This window comes from Nostoc sp. DSM 114167 (genome assembly GCF_052692655.1).
The window spans coordinates 2,635,832-2,660,166 of record NZ_CP195116.1; the positions used below are offsets into that span (position 1 = coordinate 2,635,832).

Consider the following 24,335-nt stretch of genomic DNA (forward strand, 5'->3'; position numbering starts at 1 on the left):
TCGTTTACGTGAAGTACACCCGTAAGGGCACGGTACTGCCGTGCCCCTACACCTGTTGATGTAATGTTGTACCGCATCTGAATGGGAACCGCTATAAGTAGGTGGATTGTCCAACTCACCAACTTACGATCGCTCGACCTGTACAATAATCAACTCAGCAGTCTGCCAACGGAAATTGTCCAACTCACAAACCTGCTAAAAGACATAAACACGCTGACTCCTGATATTCACAGCGAATCAGACTTTGAGGAATTGTTGAATACGATCGCACACCTAAATTATTATCTCATTCAGGATTACAGCAAATAATTTGGCGATCGCTATTGGCAAATTCTCAAAACAAACAAAGCCATGTCTCCAAGCACACAAGACTATCAGCGATCGCATCGTCAACAATAGGCGATGTCTACGACGAGCTACGCTAACGCACATCGTTTAGATGAATAAGACTGAGAATATTTTACCCACCAAATAAACGTCCCCAAAAACCGTTCTTCTCATTTCTATAAATCTCTAAGTTGTCACGAAACAGAGCGCTACTAGGATCGAGGCGAACAGCTATTTCTAATTCTGCGATCGCTTCTGACAACTTCCCTTGATTGTACAGCGCATTCCCCAGGTTATTGTGAGCGAATGCATCGTTTGGGTCGATTTGCAGAGCTTGTTGGTAGGCGGCGATCGCTTCTGACAACTTCCCTTGATTTTTCAGCGCAGCCCCCAGTCCATTATGAGCGTTTACATAGTTTGGGTCAATTTGCAGAGCTTGTTGGTAGGCGGCGATCGCTTCTGACAACTTCCCTTGAGCGTACAGCGCATTCCCCAGGTTATTGTGAGCGGCTGCATCGTTTGGGTCGATTTGCAGAGCTTGTTGGTAGGCGGCGATCGCTTCTGACAACTTCCCTTGATCGTACAGCGCTAACCCCAGGTTATTGTGAGCGGCTGCATCGTTTGGGTCGATTTGCAGAGCTTGTTGGTAGGCGGCGATCGCTTCTGACAACTTCCCTTGATCGGACAGCGCAATCCCCAGGTTATAGTGAGCGGCTGCATCGTTTGGGTCGATTTGCAGAGCTTGTTGGTAGGCGGCGATCGCTTCTGACAACTTCCCTTGATTGTACAGCGCACTCCCCAGGTTATTGTGAGCGGGTGCAAAGTTTGGGTCGATTTGCAGAGCTTGTTGATAGGCGGCGATCGCTTCTGACAACTTCCCTTGATCGTACAGCGCATTCCCCAGATTCTTGTGAGCGAGTACAGAGTTTGGGTCAAGGCTTAGGGCTTCTTTGTATTTGAGGGCTGCTTCCTCTAACTTTTTAGCTTCGCGCAAACGATCGGCTTCGTTAATTAGGCTTGTGACTCGATATTGACGTTCTTCTAGTTCTTGGGTTGTTTGCTTGGGGGGTGAGGAATTCGAGTTAGCAACTAATCGCACCGCCTCCCTAATCCCCTTAACAACTTCTAAGAATGCTTCGTCTCGATCATTCCAGCTTTTTATCGGTTTGCGATTACTAGGCAGTGGAGACAGTTCATTAATGGGAGGAGTTTCCCAATCCGCATAGCGTAGCAACACTGGGATAACACGAGCCTTTTCAGTTGCATTCTGTTCTAAGGCTCGTGTAACTTCAACTGTCCAGTGATAATCAGAATTCATAAAATCAGGGCTGATTAGTAGTAGGATCAGTCCAGCCTGGTTTAAATGCCGATCAATTTCGCCTTTGATTTCTTGCCCAGCAACGATTTTACGATCATTCCAACTTGTAATAATGTTTTCCCGACGCAAAGACGCTAAATGCTTCTCTAACTCTTGGCGCAGTTCTTCATCTTCCTGGTGGTAAGAAATAAAAACTTCAATAGACTTTATTGGGGGCATGGCGATACTGTCACTGTTTTAAAATATAACTACAAAAGCTTTTGCTCGATTTCTTCAAGCTGCCGATCTAATCTATTTTGTTCTGTTTCGGCTGACTGAATTTGCACTTCTAGCTTCAGCTTTGTAGACACATCGGTTTCAATGGGGTAAGCTTGGCGCAGCCGACTTAATTTTGTGCTAACCAGGTCATACTGTTGTTGCAGTGAATCCCGTTCTTGCTCTAATCTACGACGCTGGCGCTCAGTTAAACCCCCACTCGTTGCAGGAAGGCTGGAAGTAGCAGGTGTAGTAGTTCCAGAAGCGGCTGAGGAGGAGGGTTTTGTTTTCGCCATTTCCTCAACTACTCTGCGAATCCCTTGAGCGACATTTAAAAAAGCCTCATCTTGGTCTTGCCAGCTTGTGACAGGTTTAGCATTTTTGGGGAGTGCTTGCAGTTTACCAAAAGGCGCACCATTCCAGTCTGACGGCTTAAGAATAATGGGAATTACACGAGCTTCGCGCGTTTCGTGTCGCTCCATTGCCCGTGTCATTTCTTTGTCATAGCAGTAATCTGAAGCCAGAAAGTTAGCACTCACCAGCAACAGAATGATATCTGCAATTTCAAGATTGTCATCAATGGCATTTGCCCATTCACTCCCAGCAGTGATTTCGCGATCGTGCCAAGCTTCAATCACTCCTTGACGTTTCATCATGCTCAGATGAGTTGCCAACTCGTCACGTAACGCTTCATCTTTGTGGGAGTAGGAAAAAAATACTTTAACTGGATTAGACATATTCTTGAATCTACTTAATTAAATAGCTGTATGGGAGTATATAAATTAATTTTCCTAAAATAAAAGCCCAAATGGAGAATATTTATTTATTCTCTGCGATCGCACTGCGGTTCGTTACTAAGATAAATCCATCAAATTCACCAGCTTGCAAACAAGCCGCGCACCTACATTGTTATCCCATTTAGGATTACTAACTTTACAGATATTAAAGGAAATAATTTTGCGATCGCTATTAGCCAATTCCCAAAAAAGACAAAGCGATGTCTTTGATAGGCTACGCCTACGCTTTTTTACTCAACAACTTAAATTCCAAACTGCAACTTCCGGCTTCTGAACTCAACGGTTCGAGCAAAAAGGTGCAACTTCCAACTTCTGAACTCCAACCATCAGGCTTTTACAGCTATTTTCAGGTAAATAGACCACGCGGAAGGGGCGCAAGGCCTTGCGCCCCTTCGACAGGTATGGTTCAAATACCTGAAAATAGCTAGAACTCGACAATTCGTGTTCTAACTACGAATTACGAATTGGTCTTAGCCACTCAAAAACCTGCTCAACTGTCAAATCCAGTGTTAAAAACTTTGATGTAGCAAGGCGTAGGTTTCTGGCAGTTTGAGGAATTCTTCGAGGATAAAAGACGGGATTTGCTGTTGTCATCGCCTTGAGTTCAGTATCATTGCCACTCTGCCAAAATTTTATCGTTTATATTTTCTGCTGAGATAAATCCATCAAATTTGCCAGCTTGTAAACTACCCGCGCCCCAACATTACCATCCCACTCACCATCCCCGACTTCGCAGATATCAAAGCCAATAATTTTTCTCCCACTATTAACCAATTCCCGGAACAGACAAAATGTTTGCTCTAATTCCAACCCACCTGGAACAGGAGTACCTGTACTCGGACAGAGTTTTGGATCTAAACCATCTGCATCAAAGCTAATGTAAACATGCTCCGGTAAATGATTGATAATTTCTCGGCATAAATCAAGCCAAGTTGTTCCAGAGTAAAGCTTTTGCTTAATAGCTGGGTCGTAATAAGCAATAATGCGACTATCAGATTCGTCAATCATTTGCACTTCATCATGACTAATATCACGCAAACCTACCTGCACTAACTTAGTAATTTGCGGTATTTTCATCGCATTAAACATAATCGACGCATGGGAAAACTCAAATCCCTCATAAGCATCGCGTAAATCTGCGTGGGCATCAATGTGCAAAATGCCATAGTTTGGATATTTAGCTGCTAATGCTTGGAAATAACCTAAAGGCGAACTGTGATCTCCACCTATGACTGCAACTCGCTTTCCATTATTAATTGCTGCCTGACAATTTTCAAACAGCCATTGATTAACCTGTTGACCAGCCTGATTAATTTCTGTGAGGACAGATGTTAAATCTGGTGTATCTGAAAGTTGTTTACCTTCGGCTAATCGCCCGATAATTTTTGCTGCCAAAGCGCGGTAGTATGTGTTTTTCTCTAAAATATCTTGGGGAATTTCTTCCATAAAAATTCCCTGCTTCCAACCATCAGGGTGATCGAAATCGAACAAATCTAATTGAGTTGAAGCATCTAGAATTCGCTGTGGGCCATTAGCAGTGCCAGCACCATAGGAAACAGTGACTTCCCACGGCACACCAAAAACAATCAAGTTTGCAGACTCATAATCGCAGGGCAAACCTAAGAGGTTGCCATTTATTTCACCTACGCCGCTGGGATTGTAGTCTTTTAATTGATTACTCATTGAGTATCTTCTGGATTTACGTGGATAGACAGCACGCCGCCTAGTTGACATCTGCATTGTAATCAAAATTTTTCACAGTCGGTATAGCGGTCTGTCAAGTTGAAATTGATGGGTAAACAAGCTCGTAGTAAGGACTTTAGTCCTTATTTTTAAGCACTTCAGTGCTTACTACAAACCCTTTTACACAGCTTAGACATTACACTAGGATATTTATTTGTATTTAACCAATGAGCGATCGACAAGCGGTAGTTGAATCTCGACTTACTTCGACTACGCGGTAGTTGAGCGCAGTCGAAACTCAGTACAAGTCGCTCGATTACCGTGCAGTCGAAACTCAGTACAAGTGACCAATGACTAACTATTTACTCAACCCGCTTCACTTCAAATCCCTGTAACCCTTCCGGTTCCTCATATTCAACTACAACATCTTTAACTACAGCAGCAGGTGGCCCGGAGTGACACCAGCGAACCATGTTCTCTACAACCTCTCGCACCCCTTCAAAAACTGCCTCTACTCGATTATCGGGGAGATTCCGCACCCAACCGGTTAATCCCAATTGCCTAGCTGTATCGACAGTGGAATAGCGATAACCCACTCCTTGGACTCGCCCAGAAATGAATACATGGGCGCGGATAATCTTTGGCAGTGCTGTAGAATTCTGCATAGACTGGTCTAATCTTTACGATATCCAGTCTACCTACTTTGTGTATACACAATCTGTTTTTAACTCCAACTCGCGAAATTAATTCCAGTCTTTCTTAATACCTACTAGTTTTTGTATATTTCCAGCGCTTTTCAAGTAATTAAACTACTCTACTCCTAATTTAAGTCCTAGTCTAAATACCTGAAAACTGCTGTAATTTAAACAGTAGTCAGTTATTCCACTTGGAATTTTGAATTGTTTATGTCTAACCTGCCACCACTTAATACAGAAATAATTTGGGCAATTCTTGACGATAAACTTGATGATGCCACAGTCAATCAGTTGCTATGGCATTATTTAGGTTATCGCTATGACTCCTCAATTGCACAATGGGATACTAACCAAGTTGCACCAGAATGGCATAATGAGTACCCACAACCACCAGATTTCATTGCATCTCGCCCCGCAACTGTCAAGTTGACTCGTTCCATTCCTGCTGAAAATAAACAAATGCTAAAAGACAAACTGGGTTTCAAAGGTTACAAAATTGGAGAATTTGGGCCTAGGCAAACTCGTAGGGCAACGGCAGCAAATTGGTTATTAAGTTATCTACAACAAGTCAACAAAAAAGAGTAGTTTTACAGGATATATTTGGTAAAAAACATCCTAATTTTTACCAAATATATCTGCTATGTTTCAATCTCAAAAAACAATTGATTTTATTTAATGATTTTTTTATAGTTACAGTAATTTGTAAGTCAAGAAGGTACAAAACGTAGAATGATAAATCAGATATAAACAGTTTCTACCTCTACCTTCTGTCTTCCAATCCGTAACTTGCACTACATTCATCCAAAAGAAAACTGCTGTATATATAATAGTGTTAAAAACATATTATGTTTATAAACGAGATTTACTACATAGTAAATCTGTATTTTAGCCAAGGAATAAATACTGTAAACAGCCAAAAATGAAAAACATATTGTTAATTTTTATAAAAAATTCATAAATTATTCCTGAAGATAGAAGCACTGCCGAGCTAATTATTTCTCTAGAACGATTTGTAAATTAAATTAGTATCAGAAAATACTTCTATCACCCCTTGATATTACAAACACTTCTATGGCAAAGCCAATTGAATTTAGTTTATTTGCACCTTATAACAAAGGAGCAGCATTAATTGGTTCTTTTTCTGATTGGCAAGAAATTCCAATGGAAAAAGGTGATGATGGTTATTTTCGTACAAGTGTTGAACTAGAAGACGGCAATTATAAATATAAATTCCGCGTTCAATCAAATTCATGGTTTTTTGAACCAGAGCAATGGGTTGATGTTACAGATCCTTATGCAACTGATATAGATGAACAAAGTGGAAATGATGATGGTATTGTCCGGATAAAAGATGGGCAAAGGATTACCGATACTTATGTTTGGCAACATGATGATAAACCTTTACCTGCTGACCACGAATTAGTAATTTATGAATTGCATGTTGGTGACTTTTCTGGTGGCGAAGACGATCCTTATGCACGAGGCAAGTACAAACACGTAGTTGAAAAGTTAGACTATTTATGTGAACTGGGAATCAACGCTATTGAGTTGATGCCACTGAAAGAATATCCTGGTGATTATAGTTGGGGTTATAATCCCCGTCACTTCTTTGCGACAGAATCAAGTTATGGTTCTACTGCTGAGTTAAAAAATTTGATTGATGAGTGTCATGGTAGAGGCATTCGTGTAATTATTGACGGAATTTACAATCACTCAGAAGCAGCAGCTCCCTTAACACAAATTGACCACGATTACTGGTATCATCATGAACCTCGTGACCCTGACAATAATTGGGGGCCTGAGTTTAATTACGAACATTATGATGAAAAATTAGATATTAAACCAGCCTGGAAATTTATTGGTGATACAATTCGTTTTTGGATTGGAGAATATCATCTTGATGGTATTCGCTATGATGCGGCGCGGCAAATTGCTAACTACGACTTCATGCACTGGATTGTTCAGGAAGCCAAAAAAACTGCTAGCATGAAGCCTTTTTATAATGTTGCCGAACACATTCCTGAAACTACCAGCATTACCAATGTAGATGGGCCAATGGATGGCTGCTGGCATGATAGTTTTTATCACTGCATTCTAGAACACATTTGCGGTGATACATTTGATTTAGAGCGTCTCAAAGATGTGATTGACTGCAAGCGCCAAGGCTTTTTGGGTGCTACCAATGTAGTAAATTATCTCACCAACCACGACCATAATCATGTCATGGTTGAACTGGGAAACCGTGAGATTTTTGACGAAGAAGCATTTCGGCGGGTCAAATTAGGAGTAGCCATCCTAATGACTGCTGTTGGTGTGCCTTTGATTTGGATGGGAGAAGAATTTGGCGAGTATAAACCTAAACAACCTGAATCATCCAAAATTGATTGGACACTGTTAGGTAACGATCTAAATCGTAGTTTATTTGAATCATACAAAGGCTTAACCAACCTGCGGAAAAGCAATCACGCTCTCTACACAGAAAATATTGATTTTATCCACGAAAATCCTGAAGCAAAAGTATTAGCTTATACTCGTTGGAATGATGAAGGTTCTCGTGTAGTCGTAATTGCAAATTTTTCAGAAAACTTCCTAGCTGACTATCACGTTCCTAACTTTCCTAGTGCTGGTACATGGCACGAGTGGACAGGCAATTATGATGTCGAAGCTGGTGATGATGGTATCATAACTGACTTAGGACCATACGAAGCTAAAGTGTTTGTATGGCAGTAACTATCTACATTACTGCTTAGTCAGTAGTCTAATAGCAAACAAAAGGGGGAAAATATTTCCCCTTTTTTACTTAGAATTTTACTCATTTACAGTTTAATTAGAAATTTGTCAAGCAGAAAATAAGCTATTTTAAAATTTCACCAGTTTGTGTTACACTTTTGAGTTGAAGTGCGTCTATAGAATTGCCAAAGCATCCCCCATGCACAACAAATTATTTAATAGTAATATCGATAACGCTAATATTGAGAACGATCGCATTTTATTAACTCCCAATGAAGTCAAGTCAAAATTACCTTTAACCCAATTAGCCGAACAAAGAGTTTTAGCATATAGACAAGAAATAGAAGATATCCTCGATTTTAAGGATCGCCGGAAATTTATAGTAGTTGGGCCATGCTCAATCCACGACCCAAAAGCAGCGCTCGAATATTCTGAGAGATTGAAAATATTGGCCGAGCAAGTCAAAGATAACTTGCTACTAATTATGCGAGTGTATTTTGAAAAACCAAGAACAACCGTAGGCTGGAAAGGGTTAATTAACGATCCAGATATGGATGATTCTTTCCATGTAGAGAAAGGTTTATTAATTGCACGGGAGCTACTATTAAAAATTACAGAGTTGGGATTACCTGCTGGTACAGAAGCCCTAGATCCAATCATCCCTCAATATATCAGCGAACTGATTACATGGTCTGCCATTGGCGCACGCACAACTGAATCACAAACTCACCGCGAAATGGCCAGTGGACTTTCGATGCCTGTAGGTTTTAAAAACGGTACTGACGGCAATATTCAAGTAGCTTTGAATGCCCTACAATCTGCTGGAAACCCGCATAATTTTCTGGGAATTAATCAAAACGGTCAAGTCAGCGTCTTTCAAACTAAAGGTAATCGCTACGGTCACGTAATTTTAAGGGGTGGTAGTCAACCCAACTTCGATCCAGCAAATGTCAAACTGGTAGAAGAGAAATTAAAACAGGCAAATTTACCACCGAGAATTGTTATCGACTGTAGCCACGGTAATACCAATAAAGATTACAAATTACAAGGTGCTGTCTTAGAAAATATTATTCAGCAAATAGTGGACGGTAATACATCAATTGTTGGCATGATGCTGGAATCGCATTTGTATGAAGGTAGTCAACCGATTACTGGTAAACAAGAAGAATTAAAATATGGTGTTTCTGTAACTGACAAATGTATTAGCTGGGAAGAAACCGAAAAAATTATTTTGGCTGCTCACGAAAAACTTAAATGAGAAGTCAGAAGTCAAAATTCAGAATGCGATCGATGGGGAATTTAGAGAATATTTGTTAAGTATTAATGTATACTAATAAACTTCGCTCCATTTATCTTACTGTTTCGGCAACGGTGTACGCGCAAATTTCAAAACCTGCTCTACATTAGCTTTAATTTGCTAGGGTGCGTTAAAACTAAAGTCCATAACGCACGACAATTCCTGACGGTGCGTTAGACTGAGGCGATAACACACCCGACAAAACTGGAAAATACACAAGTGGTGGCGACGTAATTTATCTATCGAGAGAAGAGTTTCAGATTTGCACTGTCGTGTCAACTTCTTGTAGGGTAAGGGAATTCAGTCGTACCAAATTAGTAGAAGTCGAATCCCCAACTAAGGGCTACCTCCTACCATCTTTAAGATATACCCAAGATAGATGTAATAGGATTTAATATGTGCTAATTACTCAATACTACCAACTGAAAGATTGAAAATGAGTATTTTTCTACATAAAATAAAAAATCTAAAATTAAAAATTGGTAACACTGATGGTTAGGAGTGTTAGAGTTTCAAGAAATTCACCGAAACTTTTCAGCGGGTATTCATGCTGAAGAAACTACAGAAAAAGCAAATTTCGATAATTGCGGGTGCGGCACTGTTTGCCTTTTTAGCTGGGGCAATGGTATCAGCACCTCAGATTGGCAAGTCTCTGGGGAAATGGCTCAAACTGAGTCAGAATCAAGCAGAGCAAAGATCGGACGGTAGTGTTGCCCAATCAGCCGTTTTTGGGCTGATATCGCAATCGCTGCCAGAACGGGCGGCAAAACTAGCAGCGATCGCTGCCGAATCGCGATCGCCAGATCGGAATCGCGCTCGTTATCTTTTGGCGAGTGATTATATTGAAAGAACCCAAGGGCAAAAAGCTCTAGTTTTACTCCAAGGACTAGAGAAAGACTATCCGCTCCTGGCGCCCTACATTTTGCTCAAACAAGCCCAGGCAGAGGATATGCTGGGCGAGGACGGTAAAGCCTCGGATCTCAGGCAAAGGGTGATAAAAGAGTATCCCAAAGAACCAGCCGCAGTCAAAGCGCTATATCTAATTGCCCAACCGAAGCAACAAGAAACTGCGATCGCTCAATTTCCTTCCAATCCGCTAACTTGGGAAATTATCCGCAAACGCTTGCAAGAAAATCCCAATCAGCCACAATTACAATTGATTTTGGCTAAATATGCCTACGATCAACCAGGAATAGTGGGCGTTTTGGATCAGTTAGCAAAACAGACTACCCTCAAACCCGAAGATTGGGAACTCATTGGTACTAGCTATTGGGAAAATAGTCAATTTTTGAAAGCGGCTAATGCTTACGCCAAAGCACCCAAAACATCGCGCAACCTCTACCGGACTGCACGCGGCTTACAGGTGGGAGGCAAAGATAAAGAAAAAGCGATCGCCACCTATAAACAATTAGTGCAGCAATTTCCCAATAGTGAGGAAACTGGGACGGCACTACTGAGATTAGCAGAAACCGCAAAAACACCTAAAGACGGCTTACCCTATCTTGACCAGGCAATTAATAAATTTCCCAAACAAGCTGCTACTGCACTGGCACAAAAAGCCAAAATCCAAACTCTCAAGGATCAAAAGTCAGCTAGCGCGGCGTGGCAATTACTCATAAGTAAATACGGTAACTCTGACGAAGCAGCAGAATACCGTTGGAAAATCGCCCAAGATAAAGCCGAAGCCAAAGATTACGTCGGTGCTTGGCAATGGGCAGAACCAATTGTCACTAATAACCCCAATAGCATTTTGGCTCCAAGAGCAGGCTTTTGGGTAGGTAAATGGGCGGCTGCACTGGGGAAACAGCAAGAATCTAAAACTGCTTATGAATATGTGGTTAGCCAGTTTCCCTACTCTTACTATGCGTGGCGAGCCGCGACAATGTTGGGGCTAAATGTCGGCAACTTTGACAACGTGCGCGTCATGAACCCGGAAGTAATCGCACCCCAGCGTCCATTACCGCCTGCTGGTTCTGAAACTTTCAAAGAATTGTATCTGCTAGGTCAAGACCGCGATGCCTGGTTACAATGGCAAACAGAATTTCAGAACAAAATTCAGCCAACGGTAGCAGAGCAATTTACTGAAGGGTTGGTGCGGCAGGCAAGGGGAGAAAATCTTATCGGAATTGATGAAATTTCTAAATTAGAAGACCGAGAAATACCAGCCGAACTTGCCCAATATCAGACTCTAAGTAAACAAATCACCTACTGGCAAGCGCGTTATCCATTTCCCTATCAGCGAGAGATTGAAAAGTGGTCTATTGACCGTAAACTTAATCCTTTGCTAGTAACTGCTTTGATGCGTCAAGAGTCACGGTTTGAACCAAAAATCAAATCTGTCGCTGATGCTACTGGTTTAATGCAACTGTTGCCGAGTACGGCTAAATGGATCGCCCCACAAATCAAAGTGGATTTCAAAACAATCAACTTAGAAAATCCCAACGATAACATCATGCTGGGTACATGGTATTTGGGTCATACTCACGATCAATATAACAATAACTCCTTGCTGGCGATCGCTAGTTACAATGCTGGCCCCGGCAATGTCTCTAAATGGTTGCAAACTCTAACTACAAAAGATCCAGATGAGTTTGTTGAAGAAATTCCCTTTGATGAAACTAAAAACTATGTGCGGCAAGTATTTGGTAACTACTGGAATTATCTAAGGCTTTACAACCCGGAAATTTCTGGCGTAGTGACAAAGTACTCGACCACACACCCACAACTACCAACGCGATAATCTTAGAAAGTTATGAGTTGTGAGTGTTGAGTTCAAGCAATTTTTTAATTCAAAATTCACAACTCATACGGGAATCCGGTTTGATTCGGAGAATTTACTTGTGTAGGCAGGGAATAGGGAACAGGAAAGAAAGCTTTTTAAGATGTACTGAGTTTTTTCACCCAATCAAATATGAGTCTTATAGTGATATCTGTTTAGCTAATTACTAATAGGTATTACTTTCAATACTAACTACAATACTGTTATTACAACCATAAATGCTGGTAGATTAAAGCTGGACATAGGTAATAGCAAAGCCTGGTCAAAAGCATCACTTTTACCCAGGTTGACGATGTGCTATTAGTGACACTTGAAGATAGTCAATAACTTGTCATCTGCTGGAAATGGGGTTAGGAAACACAATTTTTGGAGAGGCGATCGCTAATAGCTTGAGTTGATTACATCTGTGGCGTTAATATATCTTAATGTACTCAGTATTGCTTTTTTAGCGCCCTAATGGAGTTAACCTCAAAAGAATTTAAGTCAGAACTGATATTAGAAGTCCAAGCCTGCCTGCTATTAGCAGTTCCTTTGGTAATTACTCAAATATTAGAAGCGGGCATTCCTTTATTGGATGGGGTGATGATGGGCTTACTTAACAGCCAAGCTTTAGCTGCGGGTGCTTTAGGTGCTGTTACCTTTTCTACCCTAGCTTCCGTTTGTCGTTCTGTTCTTTCAGCCGCAGGTGTGAGTGTCGCCAATGCTTTTGGTGCAGGAAAGATAGACCAAGTGAGCCGTGCTACCGGTCAAGGAATTTGGTTAGCCGTGACAATGTGCTTACCTGTGATGTTTATCATTTGGCACTTTGACTATATCCTGCTGTTAACTGGTCAAGAAGAAAGCAATGTATTATTAGCTCAAACATATTTGCGGTCTATTGTTTGGGGTTTTCCGGCTGCACTCGGTTTTTGTATCTTAAAAGAAGTTAGCTCTGCCCTCAATCGTCCCCAATTCTTAACAGTAATTACGGTAGCTGGACTATTATTAAATACGGTTGCTAATTACCTGCTAATGTTCGGTAAATTTGGTTTACCAGCCCTTGGTTTAGCCGGTATCGGTTGGGGAAGCACACTCATCTTTTGGCTAAATTTTATCGCTGCCGCCAGTTGGATTTGCTTTGATAACTACTTTAAAGACTATCAGCTTGATTGTGCTTTGCATCAGTTTGATAAAGATATGTTTATAGATATCTTCCAAACTGGGTGGTTTTTGGGGTTGCAGTATGGAGCAGAAATTGGAGTATTTACTGCCACTGCTTTAATGATGGGGTGGTTTGGAACAGAGACCTTAGCAGCACATGAAATTACCGTCGAAACAGAAAGTTTTGTCGAAACAGTATCTATAGGTATTTCCTATGCCGTCACAATGAGAGTAGGACAGTTAAGGGGACAAAACGATCTCAAGGGTGCAAGCACAGCGGGACTAGTCTGCATTGCGCTTGTTACTCCTTTTGTAAGTATTGTGGCACTAATTTTTTGGCTGTTTCCCAACTATATTGTGGCAATGTATTTGGATACCAGTAATTTAGATAATATCGAGATAGTTAAAACGGCAACTTCTTTCCTGGCTGCGGGGGCAATAGTCCAAATATTTTATTCTATTCAGACTATTGCTGCTGGTGCTTTAATCGGCTTGAAAGATACCAAAGTGCCAGTGTTAATTACTATGTTCGCTTACTGGATAGTAGGTCTAGGCGGGGGCTATCTAATGGCATTCACTTTCGGCTGGGGTGCTATAGGTTTATGGTTGGGTTTAGTACTAGGGCTACTTATGGGTGCAGTGCTTTTAACTGGGCGTTTTTATCTTTTGACTTCTGAGATTGAGTCTGATTGACTAAAGAGGACTTGGGGACAAGGGAAAAGACTTGTTGCAATACTTGTCGGTTAAGGGGAAAAGGGGAAGGGGAAAAGGGAAAGAAAAAACTTTTAACCTTTACCCTTTAACCTTTTCCCCAAACCCAATTCCGATTTAAAAATGCTTAACCGAGCAGTATTGAGACTTGTTGTAAGTTCTCACCTTTTGTCACCTTGTCCCCTTGTCCCCTTGCTCCCCTGCTCCCTGCCCCCTACCAAGTTGTGCATAGTATCAACAATGCCCACTTCCCATTACTGTTGAGAAGGTCTAAGTCTTTCCCGCCAAGATGGTTGTTCTGACGATGAAGAACCTGAAGAACCAGAACTATTTGCAGGAGACGACTCTCGCCGACTTCTTCGAGGCGGGGATGAATCAGATTCTACTCTTCTAGAACGTCGCCGTGGAGTAGATGATTCTGAGGAGGAGTTACTAGAACTTGATTCGCTGCGATCGCGCCTTCTCCGTCTTGGGGTATAATCGCTCGATTGCTGTTCTTCTTGAGAATAGCTTCTCCTTCTTCTACGTCTCCTAGATGAACCACTCTCTTCAGAATTAGAATTTCTCGCACTTTCCCCTTCTGAGTCATCATCATCTTTAGAGGCAATAGAACGATTCAGCACTTGTTTGGGCTTGATAGACTGGGCTTTGATAGTGCCTTTGCGACCCTCTAACTTGGGTCGTTTGGGAAACTTTTCTACAGGCATCCCCTCTACCGCTTTTTCCATAAATTCGTGCCAAGTGTAAGCGGCACTACTACTACTGCCATAAGTGGGGCGGTTGTCATCGTTACCTAGCCATACCCCTGTCACCATCTGAGGAATGTAGCCAATAAACCATAAATCGCGGGCTTCGTCGGAGGTGCCGGTTTTGCCGGCAACTGGTCTATTATCTAATTGGGCAGCACCACCGGTTCCTGCTTCGACGACATTGCGTAGCATCCAAGTCATGATGGCGGCACTGTCAGCGTCAAGGGCGCGTTTTGACTTGAAATTAGCTGACCAGATGACTTTGCCTTGGCGGTTGAGGATGCGGGTAATACCATGAGGTTCTGCGTGCAATCCCTGAGTTGCAAAACTACCATAAGCGCTGGTTAACTCTAGCAGATTGACTTCATTTGAACCAAGAGCCAAGGAATAGGTGGGTTTGAGTTCAGATTTTATCCCCATATCATGGGCAAGTTTAATGGTTGGTGTAAATCCCACATCAATCAATACCTTCACCGCAATAATATTAACAGAGCGGGTAAGGGCATCTCGGATGTTCATTGAACCGTGGAAGTTTTCACTATAGTTTTTCGGTTCATAGCCGTCTACAACAAAGGGTGCATCCTCGTAGCTATCGTAGGGGCTTTTACCGGTAGCGATCGCAGTCGCATATACAAACCCTTTAAATGTCGATCCTGGCTGCCGTTGTGCTTGGGTAACTCGATTAAACTGGTTTTTACCAAAGTCTTTTCCCCCCACCATTGCCTTAATTTCACCATTTCGGGGGTCTATAGCCACCATTGCCGCTTGCTTAAAGTTTTCCCAGCGTCCTTGATTTCGCAGGGTTTTGGCAACCGCCTCTTCTGCGACTTTCTGCCAAGTCGGGTTCAGCGTAGTTTCTACTACTAATCCCTCACTTTTTAGCACCTTGGGAGAAACGTACTTCGGCAATTCTTTTTGGATGTAGCTGGTAAAGTAGGGTGATTCTATTTCCAGTCGCTTAGGTAAACTGGTTTTGAGGGTTAATGGTTCTTGGGCTGCTGCTTGCCTTTGCTCTGGTGTAATTACTTTATCTTCTTGCATCCGTTGCAATACTAAGTTTCGCCGCCGTTTCGCCGCTTCGGGATTTTTGTCTGGGGCGTACAAGCTAGGAGCAGGAGCTAATCCAGCAATCGTAGCCATTTCTGCAAGGGAAAGCTGGTCTGGCGTTTTACTAAAATATACCCAGGATGCATCTGCCACACCATAAGCTCCAGATCCCAAATAAACCAGATTTAGGTAACGCTCTAAAATCTGATCTTTGGTTAATTCTTGCTCCATTTTTTGGGCAAGGCGGACTTCCTTGAGTTTGCGCCAGATTGTCTGCTCTTGTTTCAAAAAGAGAATCCGCGTTAGCTGTTGGGTGATGGTGCTACCACCTTCTACCACACCTTGCGATCGCAAATTATTCAAACCCGCTCTGACAATCCCTTGCGGATCGACTCCATTGTGTTGCCTAAATCTTCTATCTTCTGAGGCGATAAAAGCTTTTTTTAAATTATCTGGTATTTGTTCTAGCTGTAGCTGTTCTCTGGCCGTTTCACCTTGTTGTTGTAATATTGTGCCATCAGCAGCTTTAATGGTCAGTGTTTGCTCTCGCAACACAGCATTCAACTCGGACTGATCTGGCAAAGTCCGATCTATTAAACTGATGCCGTAGATCGAGGCAGCTATCCCACCACCAATACCCAAACCTGCCCAAAACCAGAAGCGGCGATAGAGTGGTCTAGCGCCAGTTGCCCGATTGACCCTCATTCTAGATGGTAAAATTTTCATTTTGCTCAGTAACTGCCTCGTCTGCGCCAGATGTGCTGGTGGTAAGCTCTCATTCGTTCCTCCTCGTCCAGAGTCACTCAAATTAGTTGGTCTTCGCTTGAACCAGGAGGTAAGCTTCCCCACGTCAGTTCCTCGCTCAAAGTAGTAAGTAATTATAACCACCATCAATCAACTTTGGGGTTATAGCACTACCATTGTGTTAGTATAATATCCTATAAATAATTAACTGAATTCACTAGAAAATAATGTTTTTTAAATTTGGTTAATTTAGTTTTGTAAAAAATGCGGTAATTTTGATAACTACTGCGAATCTAAAAGCTATTGACAAGTATCCGCAAAGACAGCCCGAAAACGGCTGATTTCAGAAAGTATAATGTCTATACCTGGCTACGACGAAGCAAAGCTAAGACGAAGCGCCGTTGCTCTTGGTAGTAATATTGGCGATTCTCAGACAATTTTATCAGCAGCTATAGAGACTTTAGCCCAAACGCCAGGTATTATTTTAGAAGCCAGATCCCATTGGTATCAAACCAAAGCTGTCGGGCCACCACAGCCAGATTACCTCAACGGCTGCGTCACATTGCAGGTAGAAATACTCCCCCAGGAGTTATTAGAAATTTTGTTAGGAATTGAACAACAATTTGGGCGCGTGCGTCAGGAACGCTGGGGACCACGAACCCTAGATTTGGATTTGTTATTATATGATGACATTACTTTGGATACACCAAATCTCCAGATTCCTCATCCACGAATGCGGGATCGCGCCTTTGTGTTAGTCCCGCTGGCAGAAATTGCCCCAGATTGGATAGAACCAGTTTCCGGGTGTGTGATTAAAGAGCTGCTGAAAGAGGTAGACTGTTCTGATGTACATTTATGGATGGACAATTAAAATTACCATCCTTAAAAGCAGAAGAACACTGATTTTGCCTCTGTATTCACAGATAATCAGATTTTACTATGCCATTAGGTAGAGAATTACCACAACTGCTAAGACAACGCCTGTTTCATAAAGGACGCAAGTTTGATTTTGAAGTTAATCGCTTGCGTTTGCCGAATAAATCGGAAGGAGAATGGGAATGTATTCGTCACCCTGGCGGTGCCCTAGCTGTACCAGTGACATCGGAAGGTAAACTTATACTGGTGCGCCAGTATCGTTTTGCAATTCAGGGACGGATATTAGAATTTCCGGCGGGGACATTGGAAGGAAAAGAAGAGCCTTTAGAAACAATACAACGTGAAATTGCCGAAGAAACTGGCTATAGTGCCCAAAAATGGGACAAATTAGGCGAATTTTTTCTAGCTCCTGGCTATTCTGATGAAATTATCTATGCTTTTCTGGCGCGAGATTTAGAAAAGCTGGAGACACCACCACCACAAGATGGAGACGAGGATATCGAAACTGTGTTCATGACTCCTGAAGAATTAGAAAAAGCGATTCTGGAGGGAGAGGCGGTAGATGCTAAATCGGTTTCTAGCTTTTTTCTGGCGCGTCCGTTTTTAATTTAATACTCTTTTCTTATGCTGCTAGAGTTAGCGATTGCAGATGCCTACGGTGCAGGCTTTGAATATGCAGACGAAGCGATCGCTAACAACGATTTGAGTCGATACGTCGAACATCCGCGTTTTCGACTCAATCCTGGCAGCTACACCGACGATACCCAGATGAGTATTGCCATTGCGGAAGTGATTGTTGCTCAAGCACCGTGGACGCCAGAAGTTTTAGCCGATAGTTTTGTTAGAGCTTTTAAACGCGATCGAAGAGAAGGTTATGCTCGAAGATTCTACCATTTTCTATTAGAAATTCAGGATGGGGAAGAGTTTTTAACGAAAATTAACCCTGATAGTGACAAAAGCGGGGGAGCAATGCGTGCAGCACCCATTGGCATCTATCCCACACCAGAAAAAGTGATTGAGGCAGCAACAATTCAAGCAGCAATTACCCACAATACAACCGATGGGATCAATGCTGCCGTTGCGGCTGCCTTAATGTCGCATTATTTTATCTATCGACTGGGAGCAAAAGGCAAATTAGGACGGTTTCTGGAAGGTTATGTATCTGGAGAGTGGAATAAACCGTGGGAAGGTAAAGTCAAGTCCAAAGGCTGGATGAGTGTCAGAGCAGCGATTACTGCGGTGATGCGAAATGACAGTATGAGCGAACTTTTACAAGATTGTATAGCTTTTACTGGGGATGTCGATACAGTAGCCGCGATCGCCTTGGCTGCCGGTTCTTGTAGCGAGGAAATTACTCAAGACATTCCCAATCATCTTGTCACAGGGTTAGAGAATGGAGCTTACGGTAGAGATTACCTCATCGAACTGGATAAGCAGTTAATGAGTTTGGTGGGTAAAGAGATCGACTAAATCTAATACATCAGAGTAGCACTAGGTAATCTGATTTTTCTAATTTTGGAGCGAGTTGAGTTCAGATGCTCAAAAGGCTATATTTTAGTGTTTAATTTTAAGTTAGATAATCGAAAGCATATTTCAAGCCAACCAAGCCAAATTGATGAATCATACTCTAGCTTCTACTTTAGGAGAACTACAAACAAAAATATATTGGCTACATGATGCTGAAAAATTTGCTGAATTGGCAGAAGCAGCAACTCAAATATATATTAAACTTGGATACGCTCAACAAAAAGCAGAAAATGTTGGTCATTTAATTAGTGAAGCCTATCAGTTATCTGATGATGCTGATTTAGCATACAAGGCTGGAGAAATTGAAAAAGAAATAAAATTTTATAATCAAGTCAAAGATAAATTTATAAAGATTGAGGCTATATTAGGTCTACAAAAAAGTATAGCCGAACATCAAACAAAATGGTGGATACATTTTCGCTATAGACAGAAATCTCAAGTTATATATCACCTATTTTTGCAACATTTCAAACCTTTGGGTTTAAATTATTTATTTATAGCTCTACAACTAACATATTATATGTTAAATGTAGGCAAAGGTCATAATTTGCGCGATATAGAAATAACTCAAAAAAACGCTACCAAATATTGGATGCAATTATTGAAATGTAATGTTACCAAATATCCATATTTAGGTTAATTTTGTGTTTTGTAAAATATTTAAAGAAGCAACGTGTAACATCTCGTAGAGAAAGTGGTTTGATAAATTAAGCTTTTTGACGAATTGCGCGTAAATCGTGGTTTTGTTTGTATCGTTGCAGTTTATAACCACCCTTTTTAGATTCTTAAGTAGGAATGTAGGTTGGGTGGAGTGAAACGCAACCCAACATTACCACCAAATTTTATGTTGGGTTACGCTATCGCTGCACCCAACCTACAAAACTACAGTTCTCAAGGCAGACGAGGTTTAGCCGTCTTTGTATATTTGCAGATATATATATAGATAAACACTCTTATACATAGAAACATATATTTCTTATATAACCTAGTTTAAATATCAATTTATACCTTGTGTTCTTTCAAAAAAAGCTCCATGATTGATTTAGAAAGCCCATATTTATAGGTTGGTTAGTTAATAATGATGCCGATATAAATCATAAATATTTCCGATTCATAACAAGAAAGTATTTGATATTTATCTCAAATTTACTTAGGTTGGAGTTTGATTAACTCATGCTAGAAGGATGGATTCAAATTATATTAACGCTACTAATTGTAGTAGCAATTACTCCTGTTTTTGGGCGCTATATGGCGCGGGTTTATCTAGAGCAAAGTACTTTTCTCGACCCGATTTTGAATCCGGTTGAGCGAGTGCTTTATGCTTTGGTTGGCGTTAAAACCAAAGAAAATATGACCGGCTGGCAGTATGGGCGGGCAATCTTATACAGCAACGTCGCAATGGGGTTGCTGATTTTCTTGATTATTATGAATCAAGGATGGCTGCCATTAAACCCAAGCAAGATAGATGCGCCAACCTGGGATACAGTGCTGCATACGACTATTTCTTTTATTACTAACACTAACCAGCAGCACTATTCTGGTGAAACCTACATGAGCTATGGCAGCCAAATGTGGGGACTTGGTTATCATATGTTTACCTCTGCTGCTACTGGTTTAGCGGTGGGAATTGCCTTTATTCGCGGATTGACTGGTAGATCGTTAGGCAATTTTTATGTAGATTTAATTCGCTCGATTACGCGAATTTTACTGCCTATTTGTATTGTGGGCGCGATCGCTCTTATGGCAGCTGGCGTTCCCGAAACACTGGGGGGTGCAGTTGTATTCCCCACCTTGGAAGATCCAAATATTAGTCAAGCGATCGCTCGTGGCCCTGTTGCCCATTTTGAAATTATCAAACAATTAGGAGAAAACGGTGGCGGCTTTTTTGCCATCAACTCGGCACACCCTTTTGAAAATCCCAATGGATTCTCAAACTTGATTCAGATTGTCGCCATGCTTGCGATTCCAACTTCCCTAATCTACACTTATGGGTTGTTTGCGAATAACACTAAGCAAGCTTGGTTAGTCTACGGTATGGTAGGCGTTCTCTATTTAGTATTTATCATCGTCACTGCCATTGGTGAATACAACGGTAATCCGGCTGTGAATGCACTGCTTGGTAGTCAGCAACCGAATTTGGAGGGTAAAGAAGTCCGGTTTGGTTGGGCACAATCTGCACTATTTGCAACCACTACAACTGGTACTATGTGCGGTGCAGTCAATAGTTTACACGACTCCTTCATGCCCAACGGCGGTTTTATTACCCTTTCCAATATGTTCCTGCAAATTATTTGGGGTGGACAGGGTACGGGAACCGCTTATTTGTTCGCTTATCTAATTTTGGCTGTGTTTGCCACAGGGTTGATGGTGGGACGCACACCCGAATTTCTCGGACGCAAGATTGAGAAGCGCGAGGTTGTCCTTGCTAGTTTTTTAATTCTGCTAGTTCACCCGATCGCAATTATGATTCCCGCAGGTATCGCCTTGGCGTTTCCCGATCAATTAGCAGGAATTAGCAATCCCGGTTTCCACGGCTTTGCTCAAGTTATCTATGAATATGCCTCTGCGGCTGCTAACAACGGTTCTGGCTTTGAAGGCTTGGGAGATTCACAACCTTCACCTTTGGCTATCGCTACAGGTACAGCACCAACTGCAACCGCTTTGTGGTGGAACTTGAGTACCTGCTTCAGTTTAATTGCAGGACGCTATATTCCCATCATCGGTTTACTGTTTTTAGCAGATAGTATGTCTCGCAAACAAGCGGTTCCTTATACCACTGGTACATTGCGAACGGATACCGGACTATTTACAGGCGTTACCGCAGGCGTGATTTTAATCCTGGGCGCACTTACATTCTTCCCAGTGCTGGCATTGGGGCCCATTGGTGAAGCTTTCTTTATTGCCAAAGGTATCGGCTAAGGATTGGGAATGAGGGGATGAGGAGACAAGGGGATAAGGGGCATTAGTGTCAACTTAAGCTCAAATACTTATTCCACAGGCATTTTACCCCCCTTAATCCCCCCTTCGACAAGCTCAGGGCATCGCTTATAAAGGGGGGAAACAAGAAAATCTAGTTCCCTCCCCTTTATAAGGGGAGGGTTAGGGTGGGGTAAAGACTGATTCATCCACCTCTGAACTGGATTCATCCACCTTTGAACTCCGTTCATCCACCTTTGAACTGGATTCATCCACCTCTGAACTCCGTTCATCCACCTCTGAACTGGATTCATCCACCTCTGAACTCCGTTCATCCACCTCTGAACTGGATTCATCCACCTCTGAACTGGATTCATCCACCTTTGAACTCCGTTCATCCACCTTTGAACTGGATTCATCCACCTCTGAACTCCGTTCATCCACCTTTGAACTGGATTCATCCACCTCTGAACTCCGTTCATCCACCTCTGAACTGGATTCATCCACCTTTGAACTGGATTCATCCACCTCTGAACTCCGTTCATCCACCTTTGAACTGGATTCATCCACCTCAAAGACTCATGCTCAAAATTTAATGTATGCCAATTACTACTGATTCTCCCTCCTCCCGTATTCCATCTGGAACTCGTGACTCGCGCAAACACACCCCCAAAACAGATATGCGGGGACTTTATCAAAGAGCAATTAGTGAGTCATTTGTCAAGCTCGATCCGCGAATTACTGTTAGAAACCCAGTGATGTTTGTTGTTTGGGTAGGGACAATTATCACCTTACTTGTTACCCTTAACCCAAATCTGTTTGGCACAATCCAAGCTGATGTTAACCAACAACGTGTCTTAAACGGGTTGATTACCTTTATTCTCTTTTTCACCCTCGTTTTTGCCAACTTTGCCGAAGCCGTAGCTGAAGGACGGGGTAAAGCACAAGCTGATTCATTAAGATCGACGCGATCGGATACGATCGCCAACAAAATCCTCCCCGATGGTTCGATAGTAAAAGTCAATTCTACAGAACTGCGACGGGGCGATTTGGTAAAAGTCAGTGCCAATAATATGATTCCCGCCGATGGGGATGTGATTAAAGGCATTGGCTCGGTGGATGAGTCGGCAATCACTGGGGAATCTGCCCCGGTATTGAAGCAACCAGGTACAGATATTGCTAGTTCGGTGACAGGCGGTACACGCTTACTCTCCGATGAGTTGACAATTCGGATTAGTGCCGATCCCGGACAAGGCTTTATCGATCGCATGATTGCCTTGGTAGAAGGGGCAGAACGCAGCAAGACTCCCAATGAGATTGCTTTGACGGTATTGTTGGCTGTGTTAACGCAAGTATTCTTGATTGTGGTGGCAACTATGCCCCCATTTGTCGGCTACATCGCCAGTTTTATCAGCACAGCCTTTGGTGTTGAGGCGGGGAACAGTTTACGGGCGGGTGCTAGCGTTGCGATTCTCATCTCGCTACTGGTAGCTTTAATTCCCACAACTATCGGTGGTTTGCTCAGTGCGATCGGTATTGCCGGGATGGATCGAGTTGCCCAGTTTAACGTTATCGCTACCTCTGGTCGAGCAGTAGAAGCTTGCGGTGACATCAACACCTTGGTGCTGGATAAGACGGGCACGATCACCTTGGGAAATCGGATGGCTGACGAGTTTATTCCCCTGGATAACCACTCAATAATAGATGTGGCGCGAGTTTCCTTAGCTGCTAGCTTGTTTGACGAAACGCCAGAAGGAAAATCGATCGTGATTTTAGCCGAAAAAGCCCAGGCTGGGGTAGACTTTAACATTGATAAAGCCGAAGGTGTAGAATTTTCCGCCAAAACCCGGATGAGTGGCACGAATCTACCCGATGGCAAACAAATTCGCAAAGGTGCGGTGGATGCGATTAAGGGATTTGTCCGTTCTCGTGGTGGTAACGTTCCTGATGATATAGATGCAGCTTATGAGCGAGTTTCCCGGTTGGGCGGTACACCCTTAGCTGTTTGCCAAGATGACAAAATTTATGGTGTCATCTACCTGAAAGATATTGTCAAACCTGGTTTGCGGGAGCGATTTGACCAACTCCGCCGCATGGGTGTTCGCACGATCATGCTCACAGGTGACAACCGGATTACCGCTTCGGTGATTGCCGAAGAAGCTGGGGTGGATGATTTCATTGCCGAAGCGACTCCAGAAGACAAAATTGAGGTGATTCGCTCGGAACAATCTCAGGGTAAACTGGTGGCAATGACCGGGGATGGTACTAACGATGCCCCTGCCTTGGCTCAAGCAAATGTGGGTGTGGCAATGAATTCGGGGACGCAAGCTGCTAAAGAAGCTGCTAACATGGTGGACTTAGACTCAGATCCCACGAAGTTAATTGACTTAGTAACCATAGGTAAACAGTTGCTAATTACTCGTGGGGCGTTGACAACATTCTCCATTGCTAACGATATCGCCAAGTATTTTGCAATCATCCCTACTATCTTCGCCGCCGCAGGAATCGGCGCACTTAATATTATGGGATTAAAAAGTGCCCAATCTGCGATCGTCTCGGCGCTGATTTACAATGCTCTGATTATTCCGGCACTAATTCCGCTAGCACTCAGAGGGGTGAAGTTTTTACCTTTAACAGCAGATCAACTGCTACGTCGTAACATCTTCATCTTTGGTCTTGGCGGTATCGTTGCTCCCTTCATTGCCATCAAACTGATAGATATAATCCTACCTTTGTCTTAATTT

The 24,335-nt window shown here is 42.4% G+C and carries 20 protein-coding genes; 13 read left to right on the forward strand and 7 right to left on the reverse strand.

What is annotated here, in order from left to right; all coding sequences use genetic code 11:
• Positions 1 to 81: 81 nt before the first annotated feature.
• Complete coding sequence (locus tag NSTC731_RS11325; protein ID WP_445630878.1) at positions 82 to 309, forward strand: hypothetical protein; 228 nt, start codon at positions 82 to 84, stop codon at positions 307 to 309.
• 151 nt (positions 310 to 460) lie between these two features.
• Here NSTC731_RS11325 and NSTC731_RS11330 read toward each other — a convergent pair whose 3' ends face one another.
• Positions 461 to 1,864 carry a tetratricopeptide repeat protein gene (locus tag NSTC731_RS11330; protein ID WP_445630879.1) on the reverse strand — a complete coding sequence of 468 codons (1,404 nt, stop codon included), beginning with the start codon at positions 1,862 to 1,864 and terminating at the stop codon, positions 461 to 463.
• Between the two features lie 29 nt (positions 1,865 to 1,893).
• Entirely contained in the window at positions 1,894 to 2,637 is a 744-nt protein-coding gene (locus NSTC731_RS11335; RefSeq protein ID WP_445630880.1) for a toll/interleukin-1 receptor domain-containing protein, read from the reverse strand.
• A 145-nt stretch (positions 2,638 to 2,782) separates the two neighbouring features.
• Between NSTC731_RS11335 and NSTC731_RS11340 the strand changes: the two genes are divergently transcribed.
• On the forward strand, positions 2,783 to 2,971 hold the full coding sequence (locus NSTC731_RS11340) for a hypothetical protein (RefSeq protein WP_445630881.1): 189 nt from the start codon (positions 2,783 to 2,785) through the stop codon (positions 2,969 to 2,971).
• A gap of 176 nt (positions 2,972 to 3,147) precedes the next feature.
• On the opposite strand, the gene NSTC731_RS11345 is transcribed toward NSTC731_RS11340, so the two are convergent.
• From NSTC731_RS11345 to NSTC731_RS11355, 3 genes are all read right to left on the reverse strand, one after another.
• Positions 3,148 to 3,291: a hypothetical protein gene (locus NSTC731_RS11345; protein WP_445630882.1), complete on the reverse strand. Its 144-nt coding sequence runs from the start codon at positions 3,289 to 3,291 to the stop codon at positions 3,148 to 3,150.
• A gap of 45 nt (positions 3,292 to 3,336) precedes the next feature.
• Positions 3,337 to 4,380, reverse strand: a complete 1,044-nt coding sequence (gene speB / locus NSTC731_RS11350) for an agmatinase SpeB (RefSeq protein WP_445630883.1) — start codon at positions 4,378 to 4,380, stop codon at positions 3,337 to 3,339.
• A 362-nt stretch (positions 4,381 to 4,742) separates the two neighbouring features.
• Complete coding sequence (locus NSTC731_RS11355; RefSeq protein ID WP_445630884.1) at positions 4,743 to 5,045, reverse strand: acylphosphatase; 303 nt, start codon at positions 5,043 to 5,045, stop codon at positions 4,743 to 4,745.
• A gap of 240 nt (positions 5,046 to 5,285) precedes the next feature.
• On the opposite strand from NSTC731_RS11355, the gene NSTC731_RS11360 reads away from it, so the two are divergent.
• From NSTC731_RS11360 to NSTC731_RS11380, 5 genes are all read left to right on the forward strand, one after another.
• Positions 5,286 to 5,660 (forward strand): DUF1823 family protein, encoded by a 375-nt coding sequence (locus tag NSTC731_RS11360; RefSeq protein ID WP_445630885.1) that lies wholly within the window; start codon positions 5,286 to 5,288, stop codon positions 5,658 to 5,660.
• A 486-nt stretch (positions 5,661 to 6,146) separates the two neighbouring features.
• Positions 6,147 to 7,805: an alpha-amylase family glycosyl hydrolase gene (locus NSTC731_RS11365; RefSeq protein ID WP_445630886.1), complete on the forward strand. Its 1,659-nt coding sequence runs from the start codon at positions 6,147 to 6,149 to the stop codon at positions 7,803 to 7,805.
• A gap of 199 nt (positions 7,806 to 8,004) precedes the next feature.
• Complete coding sequence (locus NSTC731_RS11370; RefSeq protein ID WP_445630887.1) at positions 8,005 to 9,063, forward strand: 3-deoxy-7-phosphoheptulonate synthase; 1,059 nt, start codon at positions 8,005 to 8,007, stop codon at positions 9,061 to 9,063.
• 586 nt (positions 9,064 to 9,649) lie between these two features.
• Positions 9,650 to 11,842, forward strand: coding sequence for a transglycosylase SLT domain-containing protein (locus NSTC731_RS11375; protein ID WP_445630888.1), 2,193 nt, complete (start codon positions 9,650 to 9,652; stop codon positions 11,840 to 11,842).
• A 495-nt stretch (positions 11,843 to 12,337) separates the two neighbouring features.
• The gene (locus NSTC731_RS11380) at positions 12,338 to 13,714 is read left to right on the forward strand and encodes an MATE family efflux transporter (RefSeq protein ID WP_445630889.1); all 1,377 of its coding nucleotides are present in this window, start codon (positions 12,338 to 12,340) and stop codon (positions 13,712 to 13,714) included.
• A 272-nt stretch (positions 13,715 to 13,986) separates the two neighbouring features.
• Here the strand turns inward: NSTC731_RS11380 and NSTC731_RS11385 are convergent, their stop codons facing one another.
• On the reverse strand, positions 13,987 to 16,377 hold the full coding sequence (locus NSTC731_RS11385; protein ID WP_445632069.1) for a transglycosylase domain-containing protein: 2,391 nt from the start codon (positions 16,375 to 16,377) through the stop codon (positions 13,987 to 13,989).
• A 250-nt stretch (positions 16,378 to 16,627) separates the two neighbouring features.
• On the opposite strand from NSTC731_RS11385, the gene folK reads away from it, so the two are divergent.
• The 5 genes from folK (at position 16,628) to kdpA (ending at position 21,594) form a co-directional block, all read left to right on the forward strand.
• Positions 16,628 to 17,143, forward strand: coding sequence for a 2-amino-4-hydroxy-6-hydroxymethyldihydropteridine diphosphokinase (folK, locus tag NSTC731_RS11390; protein WP_445630890.1), 516 nt, complete (start codon positions 16,628 to 16,630; stop codon positions 17,141 to 17,143).
• A gap of 68 nt (positions 17,144 to 17,211) precedes the next feature.
• On the forward strand, positions 17,212 to 17,760 hold the full coding sequence (locus NSTC731_RS11395; RefSeq protein WP_445630891.1) for an NUDIX hydrolase: 549 nt from the start codon (positions 17,212 to 17,214) through the stop codon (positions 17,758 to 17,760).
• Between the two features lie 12 nt (positions 17,761 to 17,772).
• Positions 17,773 to 18,618 (forward strand): ADP-ribosylglycohydrolase family protein, encoded by an 846-nt coding sequence (locus tag NSTC731_RS11400; protein WP_445630892.1) that lies wholly within the window; start codon positions 17,773 to 17,775, stop codon positions 18,616 to 18,618.
• A 145-nt stretch (positions 18,619 to 18,763) separates the two neighbouring features.
• Positions 18,764 to 19,315 (forward strand): hypothetical protein, encoded by a 552-nt coding sequence (locus tag NSTC731_RS11405; RefSeq protein ID WP_445630893.1) that lies wholly within the window; start codon positions 18,764 to 18,766, stop codon positions 19,313 to 19,315.
• 533 nt (positions 19,316 to 19,848) lie between these two features.
• Positions 19,849 to 21,594 carry a potassium-transporting ATPase subunit KdpA gene (kdpA, locus tag NSTC731_RS11410; RefSeq protein WP_445630894.1) on the forward strand — a complete coding sequence of 582 codons (1,746 nt, stop codon included), beginning with the start codon at positions 19,849 to 19,851 and terminating at the stop codon, positions 21,592 to 21,594.
• Between the two features lie 180 nt (positions 21,595 to 21,774).
• Here the strand turns inward: kdpA and NSTC731_RS11415 are convergent, their stop codons facing one another.
• Positions 21,775 to 22,161: a hypothetical protein gene (locus NSTC731_RS11415; protein WP_445630895.1), complete on the reverse strand. Its 387-nt coding sequence runs from the start codon at positions 22,159 to 22,161 to the stop codon at positions 21,775 to 21,777.
• 29 nt (positions 22,162 to 22,190) lie between these two features.
• Here NSTC731_RS11415 and kdpB point away from each other — a divergent pair, with 29 nt between their 5' ends.
• Positions 22,191 to 24,332, forward strand: coding sequence for a potassium-transporting ATPase subunit KdpB (gene kdpB / locus NSTC731_RS11420; RefSeq protein ID WP_445630896.1), 2,142 nt, complete (start codon positions 22,191 to 22,193; stop codon positions 24,330 to 24,332).
• Positions 24,333 to 24,335: the final 3 nt, after the last annotated feature.

Bases quoted from the DNA above. Each gene is read 5' to 3' on its own strand.
- NSTC731_RS11370 (WP_445630887.1), top strand. From the start codon at position 8,005: ATGCACAACAAATTATTTAATAGTAATATCGATAACGCTAATATTGAG.
- speB (WP_445630883.1), bottom strand. From the start codon at position 4,380: ATGAGTAATCAATTAAAAGACTACAATCCCAGCGGCGTAGGTGAAATA.
- NSTC731_RS11335 (WP_445630880.1), bottom strand. From the start codon at position 2,637: ATGTCTAATCCAGTTAAAGTATTTTTTTCCTACTCCCACAAAGATGAA.
- NSTC731_RS11405 (WP_445630893.1), top strand. From the start codon at position 18,764: ATGAATCATACTCTAGCTTCTACTTTAGGAGAACTACAAACAAAAATA.
- NSTC731_RS11355 (WP_445630884.1), bottom strand. From the start codon at position 5,045: ATGCAGAATTCTACAGCACTGCCAAAGATTATCCGCGCCCATGTATTC.
- NSTC731_RS11375 (WP_445630888.1), top strand. From the start codon at position 9,650: ATGCTGAAGAAACTACAGAAAAAGCAAATTTCGATAATTGCGGGTGCG.
- NSTC731_RS11400 (WP_445630892.1), top strand. From the start codon at position 17,773: ATGCTGCTAGAGTTAGCGATTGCAGATGCCTACGGTGCAGGCTTTGAA.
- NSTC731_RS11380 (WP_445630889.1), top strand. From the start codon at position 12,338: ATGGAGTTAACCTCAAAAGAATTTAAGTCAGAACTGATATTAGAAGTC.
- folK (WP_445630890.1), top strand. From the start codon at position 16,628: ATGTCTATACCTGGCTACGACGAAGCAAAGCTAAGACGAAGCGCCGTT.
- kdpB (WP_445630896.1), top strand. From the start codon at position 22,191: ATGCCAATTACTACTGATTCTCCCTCCTCCCGTATTCCATCTGGAACT.
- NSTC731_RS11325 (WP_445630878.1), top strand. From the start codon at position 82: ATGGGAACCGCTATAAGTAGGTGGATTGTCCAACTCACCAACTTACGA.
- NSTC731_RS11345 (WP_445630882.1), bottom strand. From the start codon at position 3,291: ATGACAACAGCAAATCCCGTCTTTTATCCTCGAAGAATTCCTCAAACT.
- NSTC731_RS11330 (WP_445630879.1), bottom strand. From the start codon at position 1,864: ATGCCCCCAATAAAGTCTATTGAAGTTTTTATTTCTTACCACCAGGAA.
- NSTC731_RS11360 (WP_445630885.1), top strand. From the start codon at position 5,286: ATGTCTAACCTGCCACCACTTAATACAGAAATAATTTGGGCAATTCTT.
- NSTC731_RS11365 (WP_445630886.1), top strand. From the start codon at position 6,147: ATGGCAAAGCCAATTGAATTTAGTTTATTTGCACCTTATAACAAAGGA.
- kdpA (WP_445630894.1), top strand. From the start codon at position 19,849: ATGCTAGAAGGATGGATTCAAATTATATTAACGCTACTAATTGTAGTA.
- NSTC731_RS11395 (WP_445630891.1), top strand. From the start codon at position 17,212: ATGCCATTAGGTAGAGAATTACCACAACTGCTAAGACAACGCCTGTTT.